This is a genomic window from Bacillus cereus group sp. BfR-BA-01381, assembly GCF_022663555.1.
In the GTDB taxonomy this organism is placed as follows: Bacteria; Bacillota; Bacilli; order Bacillales; family Bacillaceae_G; genus Bacillus_A; species Bacillus_A pacificus.
Map to the genome: position 1 here is coordinate 1 of NZ_JAKUFR010000006.1, position 24,540 is coordinate 24,540.

Below are 24,540 nucleotides of genomic sequence, written 5' to 3' on the forward strand. Positions count from 1 at the left end.
ATCAGGAGATAAGACATTTAGAGAGGTTTTAAAGCTTATACGAGAGACTTCTTTAGAAGCTTACGCTCATCAGGATGTCCCATTCGAGAAATTAGTGGAAGAAATACATCCAGATCGAATGATAAATCGAAATTCAATGTTTGAAATAATAGTTAATTATAATAATTTTTCACATATAGAGCAAAATTCATGGGGAAATTCAGGTTTAATATTAGACTATCTTGAAGAGGAGAAGCCATTAGCTAAATTTCCAATTACACTTTACATAGGTGAAGAACAAGATAGAGTACAATTCGATTTAGTATATCAAGAGGATTTGTTTTCAGAAGAACTCATCAATATTATGTTAAAGCAACTGGAATATCTAATAAAACAATTTGTTGAAAATGCCGAAAAATCTATAACTAATTATTCACTTATAACATCACAATCGGAATCAATTCGTTCTGATATTACACAATGTTTACCAGAGGAAACTTATCCATTGGTGTCGGAATATTTCCAATCTTGGGCAGAAAAAAAACCAGAACACACTGCTTTATCACAGGGGAAACAGGTGTTAACTTATAAGAATCTAAATTCAAGGGCAATATTAATTGCAAAAAAACTAGTGGAACAAGGAGTTAAACGAGGAGAAGTAGTAGGAGTAGTTGGTTCACGGAGTTTTGAGGTGGTTGCATCTATACTGGGAGTTTTTATGAGTGGAGGAGTATTACTCCTTATCGATAAAAATCTACCTATGAATCGTAAATTAAGTATGATGAAAGAAGCGAAATGTCAAACCATTTTGAATGTAAATCAATCTGAATATACGGAGGAATTCGAGAAATTTATTCCAAGTTTAAATGTAATAAGTATTAAAACTGGAATGGATGAATTTATAGGTGCAGAGATTAAATGTGACTATAAAAAAGTTCAGCTTCCTAAATTATCCGCTACAGATACAGCTTACATATTTTTCACTTCTGGTACAACAGGTATTCCTAAAGGTGTATTAGGTAATCATAAAGGGCTAAGTCATTTTCTACACTGGCAAATGCATACGTTTAATATTGTGCCAAGGGATCGAATTGCTCAATTGACTAATTTATCTTTTGATGTAGTACTAAGAGATATTCTCTTACCGTTAACATCAGGTGCAACTCTTTGTTTACCTGATAAAATTGAAGATTTGGGTTCAGACTATATATTGCCATGGTTAGAACGTGAAAAAATAACAATACTTCATACTGTACCATCGTTAGCACAATCATGGCTTTTAGATTCAGATCTCAATATAGGTTTGCATGTTTTACGATGGATATTTTTTGCAGGAGAACCATTGAGCGATGTTCTTGTAAAAAGATTGCGCAATTCATCAGATAAAATTGGTAATATTGTGAATTTATACGGTCCAACAGAAACAACCTTAGCAAAATGTTTTTATATAGTTCCTAAAAATCCTTTACCTGGTATTCAGCCGATTGGTATACCAATGCCTGAAACTCAGGTGCTCGTATTGTCAGAAAATGGAATGAATTGCGGTATAAATGAACCGGGTGAGATTGTAATTCGCACGCCATTCCGTACGTTGGGATACATTAATAATATAGAAGGAAATAATAAAAGATTTATTAAAAATATCTTTAGGGATGATCAAGAAGATTTGCTGTATTATACGGGGGATAGAGGATACTATCGATGGGATAACAATCTTCAGATTATTGGTAGAAACGATGATCAAATCAAGATACGTGGTGTACGTATTGATTTAAATGAAATAAATGCGATTATATCTCAACATCCATCTGTAAAGTCTAGTGTAGTAATTAATCTTAAAAATGATAAAAAAGACGATAACATAGCTGCGTATGTTGTACCTGTGAAAGATAATTTAGTTTCAAAAAAAGAATTAAAAAATTATATATCTAAGCTTTTACCTGCTGTAATGATTCCTACACACATTACCTATTTAGAACATTTACCATTGACTCCAAATGGAAAAGTAAATCGGAAGCAGTTACCGCAGTTACCGTCAATAAGTAAGGAAGTAGAAGAGTATGAAGCGCCTCGTAATAAAGTAGAAGAGAGAATTTCTAAGATTTGGTGTGAAATTCTTGAGCTAAATGAGATTGGAATTCATAGTAACTTCTTTGAATTGGGAGGTCATTCATTGTTGGGTACGCAAGTAATTTCTCGATTACGTAAAGGTTTTAATATTGAACTATCTGTAAGGAGCCTATTTGAAGAACCTACAATTGCAGGTTTAGCAAAATTAGTTATTGAGAAAAAAGATCAAGAGAAAAGAATAGATTCTATAGAAAAAATTATCCCAAAAAGAAATGGGCATATATTAAAAAAAATTGATAATATGTCTGATGAAGAAGTAACGATTTTATTACAAAATTTATTAGCAAACAAAGGAGACAAAAAATGAGTAGCATTGATAATAATATTGACTCTCTTTCACATGATGAGCGTAGAAAGCTTTTAGAGAAGATACTGCTAAATGAATCAGAGGGATTTAACACTTTCCCTCTTTCTTTTTCTCAACAAAGATTGTGGTTTCTAGAACAATTTATGCCGGGAAGTCCTGTGTATAATTACCCCCTTGTTTTACGGTTATGCGGTTTACTAAATGTTAAAGTTTTAGAGAAAAGTCTCAATGAGATTTTACGTCGACATGATATTCTACGAATCTCCATTTCCAGTGAAAAAGGAAAAGCTGTTCAAAATGTTAATCCATATAAAAAGTTAACTATTCCAATAATTGATTTGTCAGACTTAATGGAAGATGAACGAGAAAATCTAGCAATTGAAAAAGCTAAACAGGAAGTTCAGAAACCATTTATGTTATCAAAGGGACCGTTGATTAGATTTACTTTAATCAAATTAAATCCACTTGAGCACATCTTAGTAGTCAACACGCATCATATTATTTCAGATGGATGGTCAATGGGGGTATTAATAAAAGAACTCACCGTATTATATGAAGCGATTAATAAGGGACTAAATTCTCCTTTACCTAAACTCCCAATCCAATATACAGATTTTGCAGTTTGGCAACGTGAGTGGCTAGAAGGTGAAGTATTAGAGAAACAAGGGGCATATTGGAAGGGGAAATTGGGAGGAGACTTGCCGACTTTAGAACTACCAACAGATCGACCGCCATCTAATAGCCCATCCCTTAGGGGGTCTTTATACGAATTTAAAATCCCAAAAGATTTGAATGAAAAGTTGAAGTCATTATGTAAAGAAGAAGGTAGCACTTTGTATATGTTATTACTTGCAGCATATAATGTCCTTCTTCATCGTTATTCTGGGCAGGATGATATTCTAGTAGGAACGCCAATTGCAAATCGAGATAGAGAAGAAGTTGAGAATTTAATTGGATTTTTTGTAAACACCCTAGTATTAAGAACAAATTTTTCGGAAAATCTTACTTTTCGACAGCTGTTAAGGCAAGTTCTTGAAGCGGCATTAGAATCCTACACTCATCAGGATTACCCTTTTGATAGGTTAGTTGAAGAGCTAAAGCCTGATAGGGGAATGAGTCAATCTCCATTATTTAGAGTAATGTTTCAGTATCAAAATGCACCAATAAAACCTGCAACGATGTCAGATTTAACAGTTGAATCGATATCTATTTATAGAGAAGCGGCAAAATTTGATTTAACTCTAACTTTTATGGATGAAGAAGAGACTGATAGTTTAATCGGGTATCTTGAATACAATATGGATTTATTTGATTTGAAAACCATTGAACGAATGATAGAACATTTTTGTATTCTACTATTAGGGATAGTAAATAGCCCAGACCAACTAATTGCTAAATTACCTGTATTGAGTGAGCATGAAAATGATACTTTACTTAATTGGAATAATACTTTGACACCATATCCAAAGGAAAAATGTTTCCATGAATTATTTGAGGAACAAGTAGAGAAGACTCCAGATGCAATTGCCGTGTCTTTTGAAGAGGAAAAATTGACATATAGAGAGTTAAATAACCGTGCTAATCAGTTAGCTCATTATTTAAAGAAACAGGGGATTGGTCCTGAAGTTTTAGTTGGAATTTGTTTAGAGCGTTCTTGTGAGATGATTATTGGGATTTTAGGTATTCATAAAGTAGGTGGAGCGTATGTTCCAATTGATCCTACTTATCCGAAGGATCGGATTGCCTATATGCTTAAGGATTCTCAAGTGTCACTTTTATTAACGCAACAAAAGTTAATCACTTTATTTTCTCAATTGAATGAAAATTTAATTTGTTTAGACAGACAGTGGGAAGAAATTTTACAAGAAAGTAAAAATGACTTTGTAAGTAAAGTAACATCTAATAATTTGGCATATGTTATTTATACCTCTGGCTCAACGGGAAGACCGAAAGGTGTCATGATACAACACTATAGTCTCACTAACTATCTTGTTTGGTGTATTAAAGAATATGATGTCACACATGGCGAAGGAACGATTGTCCATTCTTCTCTTAGCTTTGATTTAACTATTACAAGTATATTCCCATCATTATTAGTAGGGAAAGAGGTTACGTTAATACCAGAATCAGCTGATATTGAAGCATTTGGTGAAATTATTAAGGGGAGTAAGTCCTTGAGTTTACTTAAAATAACGCCAGCACATTTAAAACTTTTAAGTCAGCAACTTAAGCCAGAAGAGTTTGCTGGAAAGGCACATACAATTGTAATTGGTGGCGAGCCACTTTTTGAAGAGAATACTGCATTATGGAGAAAATATGCACCTAACACCCGATTAATAAATGAGTATGGTCCAACAGAAACTGTAGTTGGATGTTCTACATACGAAGTTTCATCGGATACGTTTATAAATGGACAAGTTCCAATAGGGCGTCCTATATCTAATGTGCAAATTTACATATTAGATAAAAACCTACAACAAGTACCAGTTGGTGTAAAAGGTGAGATTTATATTGGAGGGGAAGGAGTAGCACGTGGATATTTGAATCAGCCTGAATTGACTACAGAAAAATTCATTATAGATTCTTTTAGTGGAAGACAGGGAGCAAGGTTATATAAAACAGGAGATTTAGGTCGTTATTTAAGAGATGGAAATATAGAATTTTTAGGCCGAATGGATGATCAAGTTAAGGTTAGAGGGTATCGAATAGAATTAGGAGAAATTGAGACATTATTGTCTCAACATCCTGTAGTAGATTCAACAGCGGTATTAATTCAAGAAGATAAAACGAAAGATAAACGTTTAGTAGCATATATAACATTTAAAGAAGATCAAGTGTTATCAAGTAATGAGCTGCGTCAATATTTAAGGGGATATTTACCGGAGTATATGATACCTTCTGTATTCGAAAAACTGGATACTATGCCACTCACTATAAATGGGAAAATAGATAGAGGATTATTAAAAAAGACTAATATCAATAAACTAGAACTTAATGATAGTTACGCAGCTCCACGAGATCAGGTAGAGTTAAAAATGGTTAATCTGTGGGAAGAAATATTACAGAGAAAAAATATAGGTATATTTGATAATTTTTTTGAGCTTGGTGGACATTCTTTAAAGGCTTTAGAATTATTAGCTACATTTAATGAGCATTTTGATATTGATTTACCACTAGCTATATTATTCAAAAAACCTACTGTGATAGAGCTATGCGATTTTCTTAGAGGTAAAACAGTAATAGCGCATAGTAGTTGTATGGTTCCAATTCAAGAGGGACAAGAGGGAAGTAGACCGCTTTTCCTAATACATCCCGGTGGAGGTGGCATATTCGGTTATTTTCACTTGGTAAAATCTTTAGGGGAAAAAGAAAAAGTTTATGGTTTACAGTCAGTAGGGTACGAATCTGATGAAACACCATTACAAAGCATTGAAACTATGGCAACACATTATATTAAAGAAATCAAAAAAGTTGTTCCGCATGGGCCATATCGATTAGCGGGCTGGTCATTTGGTGGTAATGTAGCATATGAAATGACTCGACAGCTTGAAATGATAGGAGAAAAAGTTGAGTTTTTAGGTTTGATTGATACTATTCCAACTACTATAAGTACTAGTAATAAACCACCACATATCCGAGTTTTGAGTCAGGTAGCATCATCAATTGGATTGGAAGATGTAGTATCTCAAAATTATGATGAAGAAAAACTATTATCTCTAATTTTGAATCGAGCTCAGGAGCTTAATCAATTACCAAGAGGAGAGAATCCAATCACGTTTCAAAGAAAGATGCAAGTTGCAGTATCTAATGCATATGCAAAGGACAATTATACTTATATCGGTAAAATACATTCTGATATTTTTTTATATAAGGTATCAGAGACTTCATCTGTAGATCCACTTCCTTTGGTTAAATCGCAAGATTGGTCTAATCGTACATTAGGTAAGTTACATGTATTTGAAATAACAGGAAACCATCATAATTTAAATACTCCACCACATGTTATTACCTTAGCAGAAAGTATAAAGAAAGCATTAAATTACTTAACGGTGTAATTCGCGATATGGTCTTACAGCAGCTAATTCTTATATCGGTCTCAATTAATTTTAGGAAGGTTGGTAGATATGCAGATGCAAGAGAATTTTAAAAAAAATACCTTTACAGGTAGAATAAAAAGCAACCCAAGTATGTTGTTACATAAGGAAATTCTAGAGCCTCAATTTAATTATGAAATTAACTACTTTTTAACTGGATATATACTAATTGAAAAAGTAATGCTACTAGAATATCAACGTATGAAATTAATAAAAAAAAAATCTGTGGATGAAATATTTAATTTACTGAATCAAATCAATCAGGAGACATTATGTGCAGATTTAACTAATAATATGTCTGATATAGCATTTGCTATAGAACAATTTGTAAACCAAAGGATATCAGAACCAGTGCCGGCTTGGCATATGGATCGTAGTCGTAATGACTTTCAGGCATGTGCTCAGTTAATGTTTGCACGAGAACAAGTATTTTTAATTATTGAAGATTTATTTGAATTTATAGATGTTGTGCATCACGTATCGGAGCTTACTAGCTCAATGTTAATGCCAGGTTATACTCATTATCAAGCTGCTCAAATAATTAGCCCGGGATTCTATCTTTCGGCAGTCACTGAACAAGTTATTGAATTATTAAAGAATCTCTTATTTATTTACAATAGAATTAACAAGAGTCCGCTAGGAACTGGTGCGATGTCCGGATTAGAACTTGATTGGGATCGCCCAACTATGGCCAAAATGCTAGGTTTTGATAATATACAAAATCATGCATTGATATCAGTTGCTTCAAGAGAGTGGGCCCTACGAATAGCGGGAGAACTCTCCACATTTAGTGTTTTTTTAAGCAGGTTTGTAACAGATTTAATTCAATGGGGCAGTGGAGAATATGGATTTATTGATCTTCCGGATCAGCTTTCGGGCATATCATCAGCAATGCCTCAAAAGAAAAATTTCACTATTCTGGAAAGAATACGTGGTAAAACTGCTCATATTTCTACTTATTACTTAGATTTAATTATGGGACAAAGGAATACGGCTTTTACAAACTTAGTCGAAGTCTCTAAAGAGGCTAATAGTAATCTAATTACATTATTTAAAACAACACGTTCAATATTAAAGATTTTTACCACAGTAATGGAAAATATAGAATTCAAAGAAGAACGAATGAAAGAAATATGTATAAATGATTACTTTGGCGGTTTTGCTCTAGCTAATTGTTTGACACTACATGAGGGAATTCCTTATCGAGAAGCACAGGCTATAGTGGGGCGTTATATTGTACTGGTTATGGATGAGCAATTGAAACCATCAGAAGTAAACTATAAACTGCTTGAGCAAGTTTGTCAGGAGCAAGGTTATAAGATTGGTATTCCTGAAAATTTAATAAGAGAGGCGTTTGATCCTCAACAAAATTTAATTGGAAAGAATACAGCGGGGGCAACTAGTCCAAAGGAAGTCATGAAATTAATTAAAGTACAAGAAGAACAAATTAAACAAATACGTAAACAATGGTGTCTACAACAGAAACAAGTTAAGGAAGCGTATGAAAGAATTGATTCTTATTTTTGTAGCAAAGGGTGAGAAGTGATGGCTGTTAAAGTATGCGATAATCTTGAAAAAGCAATAAAAACTGTCATAAGTGGAGAGGGGGTAGCCTTTGGAACATTTGGTGAATTGCTTCAAGGTGTTCTTCCCGAGGGGGATGTAGATTTTCTTGTCACACTCCCTATTTCTCGCTTTTCTTATGCTAAATTTACAGTTCGAACAAAGGAATCGACAATAGAGGTTTTTCCTGTATTTAAAATTAAGGCTAAGAAGTTAGCTAATCGAATTCTTGATTATTATAACCTTCCCAAGGGTGGAATTTTAGTAATTAATAGCGAGATACCTTCTGGTAAAGGGCTAGCAAGCTCTTCAGCTGATCTTGTAGCAGTTGCTAGAGCAATAGAGGATTGTTATGACATTAAAATTCCTATTGCTCAACTTCAAATATTTATGTCTGAAATTGAACCATCGGATGGTGTGATGTATGAAGGTACAGTTTCTTTTTATCATAAAAAAGTACAGTTACATAAATTCCTTGGTAACTTACCACCGCTGACGATTGTAAGTACTGATGAGGGGGGGGAAGTAGACACTATAGAATTTAATAAAATTGTTAAGCCTTTTACAGCAGAAGATAAAATGGAATATCGTGAATTATTAAGTACAATTTCTACTGCAATTCAAAATCAAGATGTCTTTACTATTGGTGAGGTAGCTTCTCGAAGTGCTATACTTAATCAAAAACTCAGACCTAAACAGTCCCTCAATGAATTGATTTCCATATGTGAAGAAGTTGGTGGGCTTGGAGTTGTTGTGGCACATAGTGGAACGTGCTTAGGGATACTGCTTTCACCGGATAATAAGAAGTACAAAGAACAGTTGCACACAGTTTCTGAACGTATAAGTAAAAGATTTAAAAAATTCACAATTTACCAATCGTGGAACTAAGAGAAGGGAGGATAAAAGTATGCTAGCTGAAAATATTATTCAAGCAATTGGTAAGACACCGTTAGTTAAACTTCAATTAGATCAAGACTCGATAGGATCAGTATATGCCAAACTTGAGTCGATGAATCCATTTGGAATGAAGGATCGTGTTGCAAAACAAATAATCATTAAGGCAAAAAAACAAGGGATATTACCTGATGGTGTCCCTATTATTGAAAGCTCTTCGGGAACGATGGCGCTGGGGGTTGCTTTAGTTGGTACATATTTAGGTCATCCAGTTCATATTGTTACTGACCCACGTATTGATCCAATTACTTTATCAAAATTAAATGCAATGGGGTGTAAGGTACATATTGTAGAAAAAATGACCAGTCAAGGCTGGCAAAGTGCCCGTTTAGAAAAATTAAAAGAACTCATGAAAGATTATCCAGGAGCCTTTTGGTCACGTCAATATGAAAACCCAGAAAACCCCAACGCTTATAGCGAATTAGCAAATGAGCTTATTGAGGATTTACATCATGTGGATGTATTAATAGGATCAATAGGAAGCGGTGGATCACTTTGTGGAACTGCGAAGGAATTGCGAAAAAAAAATCCTAATTTGCATGTTGTAGCAGTGGATTGTGTGGGCAGCGTCTTATTTGGACAACCTGATCAACCCTATCGTTTGCAGGGAGGATTAGGAAATAGTTTGATTCCACCAAATTTAGAACATTCTATCATCAATGAGATTCATTGGTTAAATGATGAAGAAGCTTTTTCTGCAACATTAGAGTTAGCACATAAAGAAAAAATATTTGCTGGAAATAGTTCTGGTTCGGTTTATGCAGTTTCTCGTTGGTTTAGTCATAAAATATCAAAGGAAGCAAAAGTCGTGGCTATTTTTCCTGATCGTGGTGATAGATATTTTAATACTATTTTTAATGATAAATATTTGAAGGAGAAAGACATTGATGTATTTTCGTTACCAGTTAATCCAGGCGAAGTACCATATGGTTCAGTAGTAAAATCATGGTCTTTTGCAACCTTGAAAGGAGAAGCAAGAAATGCAGAACATACTTTTATTTATTGAAGCTAATACAACGGGGACTGGGATGCTAGCTTTAAATAAAGCTAAATTATGTGGTTTTTCACCTGTCTTTTTTACTAATAATCCAGATCGATATATTGGCCTAGAAAAAGCAGAATGTTTAATATTCACCTGTGATACGAATAACATTGAAATTTTATACGAAACTATAAATAATAATTTAGAAGTAGATAAAATTCAAGGTATTACTACCACCAGTGAATTTTATTTAGAAATTGTATCTGAATTAGCGCATAAATATAGTCTACCCAGGAATTCTGTACAAGCGATACGTAACTGTCGAAATAAGCTAGAAACAAGAAAGTGTTTAAAAGAGGGTAAAGTTAGGCAACCAAAATTTGAAGAAGTTACTTCTATTTCAGATATAAATAAATCTCTTAATATTATTGGTCTTCCTTGTATTGTAAAACCAGTTGATGATAGTGGTTCAAATGGAGTACGATTCTGTAAAACTGTTGCAGAGGTTAAAGAGCAAACCTTAGAAATTTTATCATGGAAAAAGAATTCCCGTGGACAAGCAACAGCACAGACAGTCCTTTTAGAAGAATTTATTGATGCTCCAGAGTATAGTGTTGAAATATTTTCTTTTGAGGGAAAGGGGATATGCGTTGGTATTACTGAAAAAAAATTGATAGGATTTCCACACTTCGTGGAGCATCAACATGTGTTTCCAGCAAAGTTACCAATTGATGTTACTCGAGAAATTCAAAACACTGTTGAAGCCGCACTTAAAGCAGTAGGAATAACTAATGGACCAACTCATACAGAGGTCAAGCTTACTCCTCAGGGTTGCGCTATTATAGAAATTAATGCAAGGCTTGCTGGAGGAATGATACCCAAACTTATTCAAATTTCTACAGGAATTGATATGTTAGAATATCAACTACTATTGGCAGTAGGGAAATATAAAGAACCAATATTAAATTATCAGAAATATGCTGGAATTAAATTTATAGTTTCTGATTTAGATGGAATATTAAATGATATTAGGGGTATTGAAAAAGTTAGAACACTTCAAGGTGTCAACCAAGTCAATATTAATATTAATCGAGGGGAAAAGGTTATCTCACCAAAAAATGCCTATGATCGACTAGGTTATGTAATAGTTGAAGGAAATTCGTATGAAGAAACGGAAGCACGACTTAATAAATCTATAGAAAAGCTAGAAATAATGGTAGGAAATTAAAAAGGAGCGATTAAAATGATAGAATTAAGAAGTGATACATTTACTTTACCAACTGACAAAATGCTAAAAACAATGTCGAATGCAGTTTTAGGAGATGATATTTATGGTGAGGATCCAACTGTTCATGAATTGGAAAAATTAGCAGCTAGAATATTAAATAAAGAGGCAGGGTGTTTTATGCCTAGTGGGACCATGGCAAATCTAGCGACACTTATGGCACATTGTCCCCGTGGGACTAAAGCTATAGTTGGTAATGAATCAGATATATATATATATGAAGCTGGTGGTGCAACCATTTGTGGAGGTATTGTCTATGAACCGATTCAGACACAGAGAGACGGGCGTTTATTAATTAACGATTTAGAAAAGGCATTTCCAGATGATCTAGAGGACCCTCAGTTTGCTTTACCCTCATTAGTTTGTATTGAAAATCCTCAAAATCGTTGTGGTGGTGCAGTGTTGCCACTTGAGTATTTAGAAGAACTTTATGCCTATACTCAACATAAAGGTATTCCTCTTCATATGGATGGTGCTCGGATATTTAATGCGGCAGTAGCATTAAATATATCACCCTCAGAGATTGCTAAATTTTCTGATTCAGTGCAGTTCTGTTTATCTAAAGGTCTTTCAGCTCCAATAGGTTCTATTGTAGTAGGGAATTCAATATTTATTAAAAAAGTCCGAAGAATAAGAAAAATGCTGGGAGGAAGTATGCGTCAAGCTGGTATTATAGCTTCAGCAGGGATTGTGGCTCTTAACGAAATGATAGATCGATTGGCAGAGGATCATACAAATGCTCAATACTTTGCAGAAGGTTTAAAAAAGATTCCAAGTGTTAATATTGATTTAAATTCAATTCATACCAATATTATTATATTTGAATTAAGAGGAAATAAATTTACTTTGAATGATTTCGTTCAAAAAGCTCATCAACAAGGAGTAAATATAGGTGAATTTGGACACGGGCGTATTCGTGCAGTAACACATGCAGGGATTACTAAGAAGGATCTAGATCAAGCGTTACAGGTTATTTCAGATATATTAAAAGATTAACTTATTGAAAGCAAGGATTTGGAATGAATTATTTTTTAAAAGTCTCTTTAGATAATGAAATGTTTTTTATACTAGAGTGTTAAAATAACGAAATTTATAAAAGGTCTATTTCAAATAGGTACAATTCATTTTGAGTCATTTTTGTAGAGCATACTGTCAAGTAGAAAGTGGAAATAAGAATAATACTTTAAGCAGCTTGAACAATGTATTCTAATGGGGTTAAGTTGCTTAATTTTTCTTGATAACGTATGTTATTGTAGAATTTGATATAATTAGCTATTGTTTGTTATAATGCTTCATACTTTTTAAGTAATACCCTTCACACTATAACGGTCCTCAAAACGATTTCATTGGTCCATTATCTATACATTTTCCTATACGTGACATACTATGAATTATATTTTCTTTTTCAATTTTTCTCTTAAACCCATGTAATGTATATTAATATCTTCAATTACTACGTTAATGTTATTTTAATATGGTGATAATTTATTCAAATGTTTGAAATACCAATTAATTATTGTTTCAATGTCCCGATACATAACAAATAATAGAGGCATCGTAAAGATTAAAAATGGCGCTTAAATATGTATTCTTTCAGTTCCCTAATTTAAGCTCGATGACACCTGTTGCCCATTTTTCATTTGGCTGCTTGCAGTAAACTTACGATTGATTCGATTTTCAGCGACATATTGTGCGGGTGAGGGAACATAACGCGTTGTTTATCGACGAATCACAGACTTTAATCCAACGATATACATTAAGCGTTAAACAATCTTCATCATTTATTTCATATCTTTTTTTTATTCGAAATCAACAGAAAAGATAGCCGTAATGCTGATTATTGAATGATGGCTACCTTTATAAATAGATAAAATAATCAATTTTTCAAGTTTAGAATATTTCATTCGATCCATAGAAAATACGCTCCCTTAAATAAACAGATTTTATTTTTTATCTCTCTACCTCATGGAGAGCATATTATCTTTTTTAAATAGTGATGCATTTATGCAGGGTGTTAATAACCTATTCAAATTTACTCTTTTTTAACAGATATAAATTCTACTGTATTAGCGGTTTAATGTTATTGGCTGTATTTCAGCTTTTTCTTCACACGAAGCCTATATAAATCCCCCCTTAAAATAAAATATCGTTGCGTGATGTTAAAATCGGCTAACATGGCCTTGATTTATACTTCATCTCCCACAAATTTTCCCACTAAATAAAATATTTAGTGGAAGTTACAATAAGTGCATCACCTTGTTCTTATTGTTATGGAATATATTGGTCGTTAATTCGTCAATGATAAGAAGATCTGGACGACTCCAACTTTTAAGATGTAATTTAAAAGTTAATAATGCAAACACTTTAGTCCACTTCACGTAATATAGGTATTTTAAAATAAAGAAGAAATGTAAATATTAATAAAGATAACGCCCCGATAAGTATAATTATTTGTATATTTATTCCAAGTGAAAGGAGTAATGATGTTAACCCAAATGAGATTGGTGTAAGCCCCATAGAAGAAAGTGTTTGAATACTCATTACCCTACCGGTCATATCTGAATCTGTTTCAGTTTGAATAAGGGAGACAGCACATATGGAGGAAACAGTCATTGAAATTCCTAGAAAAATAGCAATAGTAATACTTTGCCATGATTCAAACGAAAAGCTAAACAATAAAAAACAAAGTGCTAGTAGCATTTGTGAGTTAAGACTTACAACGCCTCTTTTTTTCTTAAGATTCAATATACTCAAAATGACAGATCCAATAACCATTCCTATAGCTAAACATGATTCAAGTAAGCTAAAATATAAAGTATTCCCTTTGAGCACATTTTTAACGAAAATAGGGAGCCCAATAGTTAATGGACCTGTAAAAAAAAGATTTAAGAATAGAGTTTTTAAAATGAAAGCTTTTAAAACGGTTTTTTTTTGTACATAACTAATGCCTTCTTTTAAACTTTGAAGAATTGGCTGCTTATTTTCTATATTAGTATTTTTGCTATCAATCTTAATGAATAATACAAAAATACTCCCTAGTAATAAAAAGCTAGCAACCAATCCAAAAATGCCTGTATAGTCAAAGTTTACAATAATAATGCCGCTTACCATTGGACCAAAAATAGAAGTGCATTGGCTAGTAGTCTGAATAATTGAATTAGCTCTTGTTAGTGAGTCTTTGGGAACAATTGCAGGAATAATTGAACTCGAAGCTGGCCAAAAAAAAGCATCTAGTACGCCAAAAATTAATGCAAAAAAGATTAAAGTCCATAAATGTATTTCACCTGTTAACATTAATAAAATGACAAGTGCTCCAACAATTAGTGATTTCGTAAAATCTGAAAAGAACATAACTTTGGATTGGCTCACTTTATCAGCTAATACGCCACCTAGCAACATAAATATAATCCTAGGAATGGCACCTGCAATATAAATGATTCCTAACGAAGATTCTAAATTTAACATCTTTACTACATACCAGGCTTCAGCAAAATAAAACATGCTAAAACTTAACCCAGTAAAAAACGTACCAATCCAGAGTAAAACGAAAGAGCGTTCTTTTATCAATGAGGTATCTTTTATCTTAACTTTTGTTTTTTGTAGAACAGGTTCACTCACTTTTAGTCATCTCCTTTAAAATAGGGTTTATCAATTTGGAAGCCAACTGTTGCTACATAGAACCACTTAGCATCACATTGCTCTAAATCATTAATGTCCTCAAGCTCTTTTAATAGAGTATGATATTTCGCAACCCATGCTTCAAAATGTTCTTTAGTTGTTCTCACTTCTAATTGACTTGATACTCTCCACCATTCGTTTGGTTTTTCAGAAGTTGTTAAAAATGCGCTTTCAGGAGCTGCCAAAGCGCGCTCTTTCGCGCGATTTAAAGTTGCAATTGTTACCAGCCTACGGCTTTTTCCATATTCTGAAGAAAACGGCAAGAGGTCGTTAGATGGAATAAAACTTTTAGCTACTGCTTGATATATTTTTTGAGTCATATTCCTTTTTTTATTCTCTTCTACTAGTTGAATCAATTTGTTTTTTTCCAAATCACGTAAGTAATAATGGATTTTTGATCGAGATAAACCAATTATTTTAGATAATTGTTGTCCAGAAAGAGGCTCCTCAATTAAATAGGAAAGAATTCTTACTCTTAAAGGATCGCTTAATACCTTCAATTGCTCATAGTTATTTAAAATTAATAAATCTTGTTGTTTCATTAAACATGTTCCTTTCAATTGACTAGTCAGTATTTCTTGACATAAACATAACTGATTTTTCAGTAAATTGTCAATAGACAAAATAAATTATAATAATAAGATTTATTACTATAATTTATTTGAATTTAGAATACCGATAGGGAAATTATTATGCACGTCTCATTATGTAAAAACTTTGAGAATGATTATACATAAAGCTAGAATCTTTATAATTGTTAGGGTTCGTAATTTAATCAGACTATTATAAGCTAACTTAATCTGATATTTTAATTAGTATAAGCATTATAAATGGAGTAATTCTTCATCAATTGATTTTTGGAAAATCCCTTAAGATTGTGATAATTACATTCAAAAAAATAGATTTGATAAATAGTAAATAATAAAATTGTATTTTAAAAGCAAGGTTTTAGGTGTGGAGAATTAATAAATAATAAGCTATTTTATTTGTCATAGGGAGGATGGGGATTAAGGGATTTGTAAAATGGATAACACCAATATGACGGATAGGTCCTAGTATTTGTAAGGTTAATATATAATTATTAAAAATTAAAATAAGTTTGTTAATTTGCGGGGAGCAAAAATATTTTTGTATAAATGACCTTTCGCCCTTTTCAGATAGAATGTCACTCTTAGTAAAAAAACTTTATTTGAAGAGTTGATTATAGTCCTCAAATTACGAGACTAGGAAGCATCCCATTGATTCTTCTTTTTGAAATTGTTCTTTACGCTTTCTCTTTTTTTGATCTGTTTATTAAAAGACTCGATTAAATTCATTGAATAAATACTGCTAAAAATATACTTTGAGAAGCTGTAAAACTTCAATAAGAGTTGATTTATTTGCATTGATTTCAACACTTTTGGATAGGTTTTTGGCCATTTTGAACAGCAAACATCAAGTGCTTTCTAACTAGATTTCTGACAAGCGATTTTATAAACTGTTTTGAAATTCGCATACACTACTTGACGTTCTTCTAATCGAACTTTGTGCGATAAATTGTGTACTACATGGATTAAACACGTTTGAGATAGCATCTGTCCTATCTTTTAAGATTTCTGAAATAAGCAGAAGTATGTTCTCTACACCATGGTCTTTTAGCTCTTCTAAGGGCTTTTACCAGTTAAAAGCTGACTCAGTTAGTATAATCGTATATGCAAGCACTTCTTTTGGGCTATTCTCACAAATTCAAACAGCGATGTATACAGTTTCTTTTACCGCGGTTTCACAGAGGGAAATATGTTACCTTTACATACACACGTGCATGTAAAGAACGTTGATTAAAAGCCTCTATTTGTTTAGATACGATATTTGTCTTGTTTCAGATTGCTTGAAGTGTGTAATAATGATCGTACATACTTTCAATTAAATGCGTGATTTCTGTCATAATAATTGCTTTCTGGAAGAGATGAATAACTGTCGCTTCTAGCGTATTAATTAAGCGCTGGTAGGGTGCGACTGTCGTTTGTTTAAAACTCTGTAATCTGTGTGAAATGTTCCAGAATATGAACCATTACGTGAATTATTTGAATTGAATGCGGTGCGAGCATTTTTTTCTTAGTTTAAAAATATAGTTAATTTTGTTGCTGGTAATGTGTTTAGTGCTTTTTCTAAGTGCTTACAAACAATGTACGTAATATCTCTTTTTGGGCTAGTGATTCGATTAATTCTGATGTAAACTATTTCGTGGGAAAATCTCTTTTCTTTGAATTTTGTGTGGTAACTCAATTCTATCAAGAAATGTTCTTCCTTTTTTTCAATTCTATTTATTTACACAAAATATCGTATACTCTACTAGAATATATGAAAATATATTATTGTGGTAATTCGATAGTCGAATGTATTAAAATAGAAATGTAGCTTTTAAGTGTATTTAATTTTTAGAATAGTACGAAATGTTTTAGTATACATGTATTATTAGTAAGGGCATTAAGTAATTAATCTTTTAGCTTCTTCTACCATTAGGATAGTTTTAGTATATAAATTAAATCCAACTGAGAAAGTGAGATAATGACTAAGATGATTAGTGTATATGCAATAAAAAAGCCACGGGTTATAGATGAAAATAGATATAATATTTTAATAAAAATAGTGTCTGCAGATAAGAGAAGAAAAATAGAGAGTTATGTAAACAAAGAAGATTCTTATAGATCGTTGTTAGGTGATGTCTTAATAAGATCTATAATTTGTAAGAAATATAAAGTCCTAAATCAAAATATTGAATATGAGTATAACAAATATGGTAAACCGTATTGGAAAGGAAAAAGTGATTTTTTTTTTAATATTTCACATTCAGGTGATTGGATTGTAGGTATTACTGATAATGCACCTGTGGGAATAGATGTTGAGGAGATACATAATATAAAATTAGATTTCGTTTCACAATTCTTCTCTGCTATGGAAGTGAAAAATTTAAATGCTAAGCCATATACTGAAAGAATAAATCATTTTTATGATATATGGACATTAAAAGAAAGTTACATAAAAGCTTTAGGGAAAGGTCTCTCTATTCCTCTTGATTCATTTACAATTAAAAAAAATAGTAAAGAAGATATTATAGTAGAAAAAGATATTAATAATGCTTCTTATTTCTTTACACAATATCCAATAGATTCTAATTACAAACTTTCTATATGTGCTATGTCAAATCGCTTTCCAAATAATATTGTTAGGAAATGTATAGATAATATTATTCAAGACATAAAGTAGAGAGTTGAAAAATATGTTTGAAAAAGGGGCAGGTGCAAAAATAACAAGATGGTTGCAAGGAATTTATATAAGTACAGGCAGTGGTTTACTGATTAATAAACTGGTAAGGACTTTTCCTAAGTCCTTTTTAACTGGGATTGGTAACATTCGAAGGCTCAATGTTAAAAGAATGGCGGTCGAAATTTTAATATGCATCTTATTTTTCTAAGTAATATATTCATTAATCGGCATTTCAATGGGTTATTTATTTTGCAATTATTTGGTGGTATACAGGGAAGCGAAACTTTTATTCTTTGCGGAGGCTTTTTTGATGAATTGGTGTACAAGCTGTTAAATACATGGATAATGAGTTGGAAACAAAAGCAAAGAAAGCTTTTAAAACTTGAAAAAATTTACTCCATTCAGTATCCAATTAGTCAACAAATTAGGATAGAAAAAGGACTGTATTAAACTTGTTGCAATCTTTCTATCGAAAAAAGAATGTATTTATACGATGATTTTTATTGAAATCCTAAAAGGTTATTATAAAAATTTTGTGAACATAAGGATAATAGATGTATTAGGGACGAGAATAGTGTATGAAAGGCATAAATTAGTCTAGTAACTTGTAAGATAATTTATTAAAATAAGAATCTCTTTTGTGAATCTATTAATACAAAAGAGGTTTTTTATCGTTTTAATTAAGTATAGTTATAAAATAAGAAAATATTAAGTAGATTTTGTTAATAAATATTATAGAGTATCGTATTTATAGTTAATAAAAAAAGTATAGTAAGAGCACCTCGATGTATTCCTTTTTATATGTTTTTCAACTACTACTATCGAATATGCTTTTTAATGAGAAAAATATTAATTTAATTTTGTTTTTTATAAACCGAGATTAGCGATAAATTCTGAATATTAGAATATTCTCAAAATTAAAATATTTATATTGACATCCCAAAAAAAGTAATATATTGTAATTATTGTAACAGAAAATCTTGAAGGAGGAATACAGATGAATAAACTTATGCGTGAACTAAAAACAGAAGAATTAACAAAACATGTTGGAGGCATTAATCCTAAAAATGAATCAGTAATTCATGATGGTGGAGGAGCAGGACCAAATTGTAAGGCGTTACTATTGAAGTGTCAACGCAATGATATAAAATCATGCGATTTATGGAATAAGTTTTGCTCCTATTAAATTAATGTATATAAAATATTTGACCAGTTTTGCTATCCAGAGTGTAAATAATGTATAAAATGAATTTTGTTTCATTGTAATATTTATAGTAATCTCAAAAATTATAAAAGTCAGTATAATAGTAGAATGATAATCTGGATTTTCATTTATTCATACATATTGACTTAAATCCTTTTTAAAATATTCTATAACAGATTCCAAAATCTATTTAGAGAAGAAGTATTTTGGGATCTGTTACTATATAATATGCACTTATTTAATTTAAAATCCTAATATTTTGTAAAGGTGATATAAAATGAAATACATACATACAAAGCAACAAGAAGAATATGATTGTGGAATTGCTTGTGTAGCATCTATTTTTAAATATTATCATTTGCATCATGGTATTAATTACCTTAGGGATCAAGTTGTTTATAAGAACGGATTTAATTTAAAAGATTTGATATTGTTATTCAGTCAAGTTAATCATTTTTCATGTAAAGCTGTTGAGATAAATAAAGAAGACATTGCAGAAGCATTAAAACATATTGAAGGACCTTGTATAGCCTTAATAAATAAAGAGGTCAACGAATCTTATGAAGGTCACTATATAATTATTTATAAAAAAAAGAAAAATAAATTAGTAATAAGTGATCCGAGCAATGACAAAATATCTAAAATTACTATTGAGGAATTTAAAAAACATACTACAGGCATATTTCTTTTAATTGAATTTAAAAACAGTAGTTCTGTTGAAAAAACAGGTTATCATCAGAACTTCTTGAAGGAATTAATAAAAAATAATAAATTAAGTATCTTGTTTGTCTTATTTTTATCTATTTTGTTTGTGTTGTTTTCTATTAGTAATTCGTTCTTCTTTAAACTTGTAATAGATGAGATAATTCCCCATAGTTATGATTACCTACTGTTAGAATTCGTTTTAATTTTTTTAGGAATCAATTTTTTAAGTAATGTATTTGATTATCTAAGAACTTACATAATTAATAAAGCCTCAATAAAATTAGATCAAGCTCTATCGAAAGAATTTTTTCGGAAAATATTAAAATTACCTATTATTTTTTTTGAAAATAGGGATGATGGTGACATTATATCGCGATTCAATGATATTTATTATATTAGAAATTTATTAAATGTAGCCTTTGTTTCAGTAATATTAAATACTGTAATTTTTTTGGGAATTGGATTTGTTCTTTATAGTATTAATATTTTGCTTTTTTTTACAGTTTTTATTTTAACATTAATTCTGATAGCGGTTACTTTAATGTATTATGATATCATCCAAAGAAGAAATAAAGATTCTATGAGTAAGAATGCTGATACACAATCTTTTTTAATACAATTTATTAAAAATATGCCTAATATTTATTCTTTAAACAAGAAGGAATATTTTTTCTCTGTATTTAACAAAGTATTTAATAGAGAACTTAATTCGGCGTTAAAAGAAGCAGTTACAATAACGAATAATAATGGACTTAAAAAACTTGTTCAAACTTCATTTTCCATCATATTATTATATGTTGGTGCTAAACAGATTATGGCGGATACTATATCATTAGGGGATTTCCTTTTTATAAATTCGTTAACTATGTTTATGCTAAGCTCCTTGACAGGCTTAATTGAATTACAAGGAGAAATTCAAAAATCATTAGTGGCTAAGGAAAGGTTAACGGATGTAATAAATTATCCAGTAGTTCAAAATAAACATCAGACAGATATTACAAGGATTAAAGACATATCTATACAAAATTTATACTTTCATATTAATGATCACTGTATTATTAAAAATGTTAACATGAATATTTTTGATAATGAAAAAGTTATCTTAATTGGCGAAAGTGGTTCAGGAAAAACTACGTTTTCAAAATTATTAAACAAACTTTATCAAACTAGCCCATCGCAAATATATATTAATGGTATTGATATTAATGAAGTTAATGATAATAGTTTAAGAAAAGAACTTATATATTTAAATGAAAATCCATTTCTTTTCAAAAATACAATTAAAGAAAATCTATGTATGGGTGAAAATTTTTCTGAAGATGAAATAATAAAAGCTTGTAAAATTGCACATATTTATGATGTAATCACTTCACTTCCCAAAGAATTTAATTTTGTAATAAATGATAGTAATTCTAATTTGTCTACTGGACAAAAACAACGATTATGCCTTGCAAGAGCGATTCTCCATAAACCAAGTGTTCTGCTTTTAGATGAATCGCTAAGTAATGTGGATCCTGATAACTTCATAAAAATTTATGATGCTTTATTAGATTTAAATGCGATAATAATTTTTATTACTCATAATCCTGAGTATATAACTAAATATGATAAAAAATATGTTTTTAAAGAAAAATCTATAATCAAAATACAAAAAGAATTTGAGAAACAATTAAATTAGAGGTGAAGAAAATGTCAAAAAAGATCATGTTTTCTACTTTTGTTATTCTACTAAGTATTGGTTCGCTTTTTTTTATATTTACTTCAAAAGACTTAGAAAAACCTAATTATAAAAACATTGATATAAAAGAATATAAAGATAAAATACACTCGAAAGATAATTTTTATATATATGTTTACAAAACTAGCTGTACAGCCTGCCAAACTACTAAGCCATTCTTAAATGAAGTGATTAAAGAAGATAAAAAAAAGATATTTGCTATAAATATGGAATCTGAAGAAAACATGGATATTGAATTTTTGAAAAAAAATAATATCCAAAAAACACCAACTCTACTAAACTATAAAAATGGAGAAGAAATCAATCGAATAGAGGGAGTGCAATCTAAAGCTGAATTAAAGTCATTTTTAGTAGAATAAATTTACTTTAAATCAATTTAATCTTTTAAAGGGGTAAATATATGGTGTATTTTTCTTTTCTTGTTTCAATAGTAGCAACAATAGGGAGTTTATATTTTAGTGAAGTAAAGGGCTACGTTCCTTGCAGTCTATGTTGGTATCAAAGAATTTTAATGTATCCAATACCTTTATTAATGTTCATTTCAATACTAACTAATGATAAGAATGTAAAATATTACCTTCGTTATTTTTCAGGAATAGGTATAGTTATTTCTTCTTACCATAATTATATTCAATTTATTCAACAGAAAAGTAGCTTTTGTAGTGTTACAAGTAGCTGCCTAACAATCTATGGTAAGTGGGGAGGGTTTATAACAATTCCCCTTATGTCTTTAACAGCATTCATAATAATATTTGTTTTATCATTTTTTATGAACGAGAATATTTTGTTAAAAAATTTAGAAAAAACAGAAATTGATTAGTAAATAAGGAATAATATTTAGGAAGTAGCTAGAGGTAAGTAACCTTTTTAAAAATAATTTAGAAAAAATCATATCAAAACGTTTAGTAGACACAACATTTTCAAAAAAATGGTTCTAATGCATGATATCCATCCACAATCAATTGCTGAAGTCCTAGCGATTATAAAAGGGTTTAAAAGAAAAAGGTTATGAATTTGAAGCTTATAATGAGAATGATCATTTTCCAATAAACTTCTGGCATGATAATCGTATATAAAAAGTTGTGTAGTAGTTAAAAGAAAATCAGAATGGAACAAGCAATTCATACAGGATTTAAATATCTGTAAGAGTGTGTTTCTGAAATTGTATGTCTACTAGAGGTAGTGTCACATTGCTATTAAGTTAAGACTTTGAAATAACCCTCAAATGAAAATTTTCATTCTCTATCGTTAGTTATTTTGAGAAGTCAGCTTATTTTTTATTTTAGGGATGTTGATTCTTCTTAAGTTGATGGGCATGTTGGTGTTACCCTATAAAGAAAATTAATTTGAAATTTATAAATTTAAAAAAGCGTAGAATGATTTATTTTCTACGCTTCTTATTATTAATAAATATTTACTGTTGTTCTAAATTTACCATATAAGATTTTACAGCTTGCAATAGAAATTCTTCCTGTCTCATACCTGCATCCGCTGCCATTTGCACTACTTTTTGCTTGAATTCATAATCTGCATGAAAAGTTAATGGCTCTACATTACTTTTAAAGTAAACTCCCTCTACATGTGGAAGGATAGTACCTGATTTCATATGAGAATATAAGTATTTAATCTCTTCTTGAAACTGTAATGGATCAACTTGTAATACAAAAGGTTTAATTTCTAATTTAATAGTATCAGATGAAATACTCAATCGCATATTTGTGACACCTAGCTCTTTGTAAAATAAATTTATTAGATTATAAGTAATGGAATTAAATAGCTGAGGTTTTTTAAATGAAAAAGATAAATACCCTCGTTTGGTAATTACAGCTTGTTTATGGAAAGGTTCAAAGGAGTAATTATGTTCCTTATAAGTGGATAGGGGGAAAATTTCTTCGTCCTCTGTAAGAACCTTTCCATCTGCTCCATTAATCTCTATTACCCTTGCTGTTTTTCCAATATGTTTATGTGTTAATAATTGATATAAATATATCTCTTCATGTTGAATCTTAGTAATGAATGTTTTTCGCTCTTTTGTTTTAGTTTTTTCATAATCAAGCATAAAAATCTCTATCTCTTCTTCATCGATAAGATATACTTGTTTTCCTCGTTTTTCTACCATTGTCGCGGGTAATTTTCCGGATTTGATGTATGTAAAGATAGTAGATGGTGCAACATTAAGAATTTCAGCTACTTCTTTCGTGCTAAGGCCTTTAACCTCATTATTATTTTTTAAACGTTCAATATCCTCTAAATAGAAAATCTTACTACCGAACTGCTTCCGATTATCTTTATGTACACATTCTATTAATCCATCTTTTTCTTTTTTTAAATTGTTTGTACCGTTACTCCTAATAAGTCGGCTGCCTCTTTTGTCGTTACAGTAGGTTTTGTAATGAACAATAAATCTTGTGTCATAAAAGGACACCTCCATAACTATTTTTTACTAGTATTTTAAATATAAATCATATCAGAATATGATTTATATTTAAAATAAGAAATAAAATTTATTAAAGTTCTTATAATTTTTTATATTTCAAAAATAGTTTTAATTCGCTTTATATTTTAATAGATATTTATAGTTGATTTTATTATAAAAGTAATATTAATGTTAAGTAGTAATAATTAAACGATATCTATTTGTTAATAAAGTATAAAAAATATAATTATAGGTAAAT

16 protein-coding genes and 2 pseudogenes are annotated in these 24,540 nt (G+C 30.7%); 13 read left to right on the forward strand and 5 right to left on the reverse strand.

Annotated features, from left to right (window positions below):
- From MR079_RS03330 to ltaE, 7 genes are all read left to right on the forward strand, one after another.
- Positions 1-2,416: non-ribosomal peptide synthetase (locus MR079_RS03330; RefSeq protein WP_242293514.1), on the forward strand; the 2,416-nt coding region annotated here is incomplete at its 5' end.
- Entirely contained in the window at positions 2,413-6,471 is a 4,059-nt protein-coding gene (locus MR079_RS03335) for a non-ribosomal peptide synthetase (RefSeq protein ID WP_242293515.1), read from the forward strand. The genes MR079_RS03330 and MR079_RS03335, both read left to right, overlap by 4 nt.
- A 69-nt stretch (positions 6,472-6,540) precedes the next feature.
- Positions 6,541-8,049 (forward strand): argininosuccinate lyase, encoded by a 1,509-nt coding sequence (locus tag MR079_RS03340; RefSeq protein ID WP_242293516.1) that lies wholly within the window; start codon positions 6,541-6,543, stop codon positions 8,047-8,049.
- 6 nt (positions 8,050-8,055) lie between these two features.
- Complete coding sequence (locus MR079_RS03345; protein WP_242293517.1) at positions 8,056-8,961, forward strand: GHMP family kinase ATP-binding protein; 906 nt, start codon at positions 8,056-8,058, stop codon at positions 8,959-8,961.
- A 19-nt stretch (positions 8,962-8,980) separates the two neighbouring features.
- Positions 8,981-10,033, forward strand: a complete 1,053-nt coding sequence (locus tag MR079_RS03350) for a cysteine synthase family protein (RefSeq protein ID WP_242293518.1) — start codon at positions 8,981-8,983, stop codon at positions 10,031-10,033.
- Positions 10,008-11,237, forward strand: a complete 1,230-nt coding sequence (locus tag MR079_RS03355; RefSeq protein WP_242293519.1) for an ATP-grasp domain-containing protein — start codon at positions 10,008-10,010, stop codon at positions 11,235-11,237. The genes MR079_RS03350 and MR079_RS03355 overlap by 26 nt, the downstream gene beginning before the upstream one ends.
- Positions 11,238-11,252: 15 nt before the next feature.
- The gene (gene ltaE / locus MR079_RS03360) at positions 11,253-12,290 is read left to right on the forward strand and encodes a low-specificity L-threonine aldolase (protein ID WP_137074583.1); all 1,038 of its coding nucleotides are present in this window, start codon (positions 11,253-11,255) and stop codon (positions 12,288-12,290) included.
- 187 nt (positions 12,291-12,477) lie between these two features.
- Here ltaE and MR079_RS29425 read toward each other — a convergent pair whose 3' ends face one another.
- The 4 genes from MR079_RS29425 to MR079_RS29430 all read right to left on the reverse strand — a co-directional run bounded on the left by MR079_RS29425 (position 12,478) and on the right by MR079_RS29430 (position 16,357).
- Positions 12,478-12,570 carry an IS3 family transposase gene (locus tag MR079_RS29425; protein ID WP_396022957.1) on the reverse strand — a complete coding sequence of 31 codons (93 nt, stop codon included), beginning with the start codon at positions 12,568-12,570 and terminating at the stop codon, positions 12,478-12,480.
- 1,088 nt (positions 12,571-13,658) lie between these two features.
- Complete coding sequence (locus tag MR079_RS03365) at positions 13,659-14,912, reverse strand: MFS transporter (protein ID WP_242293520.1); 1,254 nt, start codon at positions 14,910-14,912, stop codon at positions 13,659-13,661.
- 2 nt (positions 14,913-14,914) lie between these two features.
- Complete coding sequence (locus tag MR079_RS03370; protein ID WP_137074585.1) at positions 14,915-15,514, reverse strand: ArsR/SmtB family transcription factor; 600 nt, start codon at positions 15,512-15,514, stop codon at positions 14,915-14,917.
- Between the two features lie 681 nt (positions 15,515-16,195).
- Positions 16,196-16,357, reverse strand: coding sequence for a transposase (locus MR079_RS29430; RefSeq protein ID WP_396022956.1), 162 nt, complete (start codon positions 16,355-16,357; stop codon positions 16,196-16,198).
- Positions 16,358-17,519: 1,162 nt separating this feature from the next.
- Here MR079_RS29430 and MR079_RS03375 point away from each other — a divergent pair.
- The 6 genes and pseudogenes from MR079_RS03375 to MR079_RS03400 all read left to right on the forward strand — a co-directional run.
- Positions 17,520-18,218, forward strand: a complete 699-nt coding sequence (locus MR079_RS03375; RefSeq protein WP_242293521.1) for a 4'-phosphopantetheinyl transferase family protein — start codon at positions 17,520-17,522, stop codon at positions 18,216-18,218.
- Positions 18,219-19,215: 997 nt separating this feature from the next.
- Entirely contained in the window at positions 19,216-19,404 is a 189-nt protein-coding gene (locus MR079_RS03380) for a hypothetical protein (RefSeq protein WP_242293522.1), read from the forward strand.
- A 295-nt stretch (positions 19,405-19,699) separates the two neighbouring features.
- Positions 19,700-21,805 (forward strand): peptidase domain-containing ABC transporter, encoded by a 2,106-nt coding sequence (locus MR079_RS03385; protein ID WP_242293523.1) that lies wholly within the window; start codon positions 19,700-19,702, stop codon positions 21,803-21,805.
- Between the two features lie 11 nt (positions 21,806-21,816).
- Positions 21,817-22,224 (forward strand): thioredoxin family protein, encoded by a 408-nt coding sequence (locus MR079_RS03390; protein ID WP_242293524.1) that lies wholly within the window; start codon positions 21,817-21,819, stop codon positions 22,222-22,224.
- Between the two features lie 41 nt (positions 22,225-22,265).
- Positions 22,266-22,685: a disulfide bond formation protein B gene (locus MR079_RS03395; RefSeq protein ID WP_242293525.1), complete on the forward strand. Its 420-nt coding sequence runs from the start codon at positions 22,266-22,268 to the stop codon at positions 22,683-22,685.
- 105 nt (positions 22,686-22,790) lie between these two features.
- Positions 22,791-22,941 (forward strand): annotated as a pseudogene (locus MR079_RS03400) (polysaccharide deacetylase); the annotation flags it as partial.
- A 338-nt stretch (positions 22,942-23,279) separates the two neighbouring features.
- Here the strand turns inward: MR079_RS03400 and MR079_RS03405 are convergent.
- Positions 23,280-24,280, reverse strand: a pseudogene (locus tag MR079_RS03405) (helix-turn-helix domain-containing protein).
- Positions 24,281-24,540: the final 260 nt, after the last annotated feature.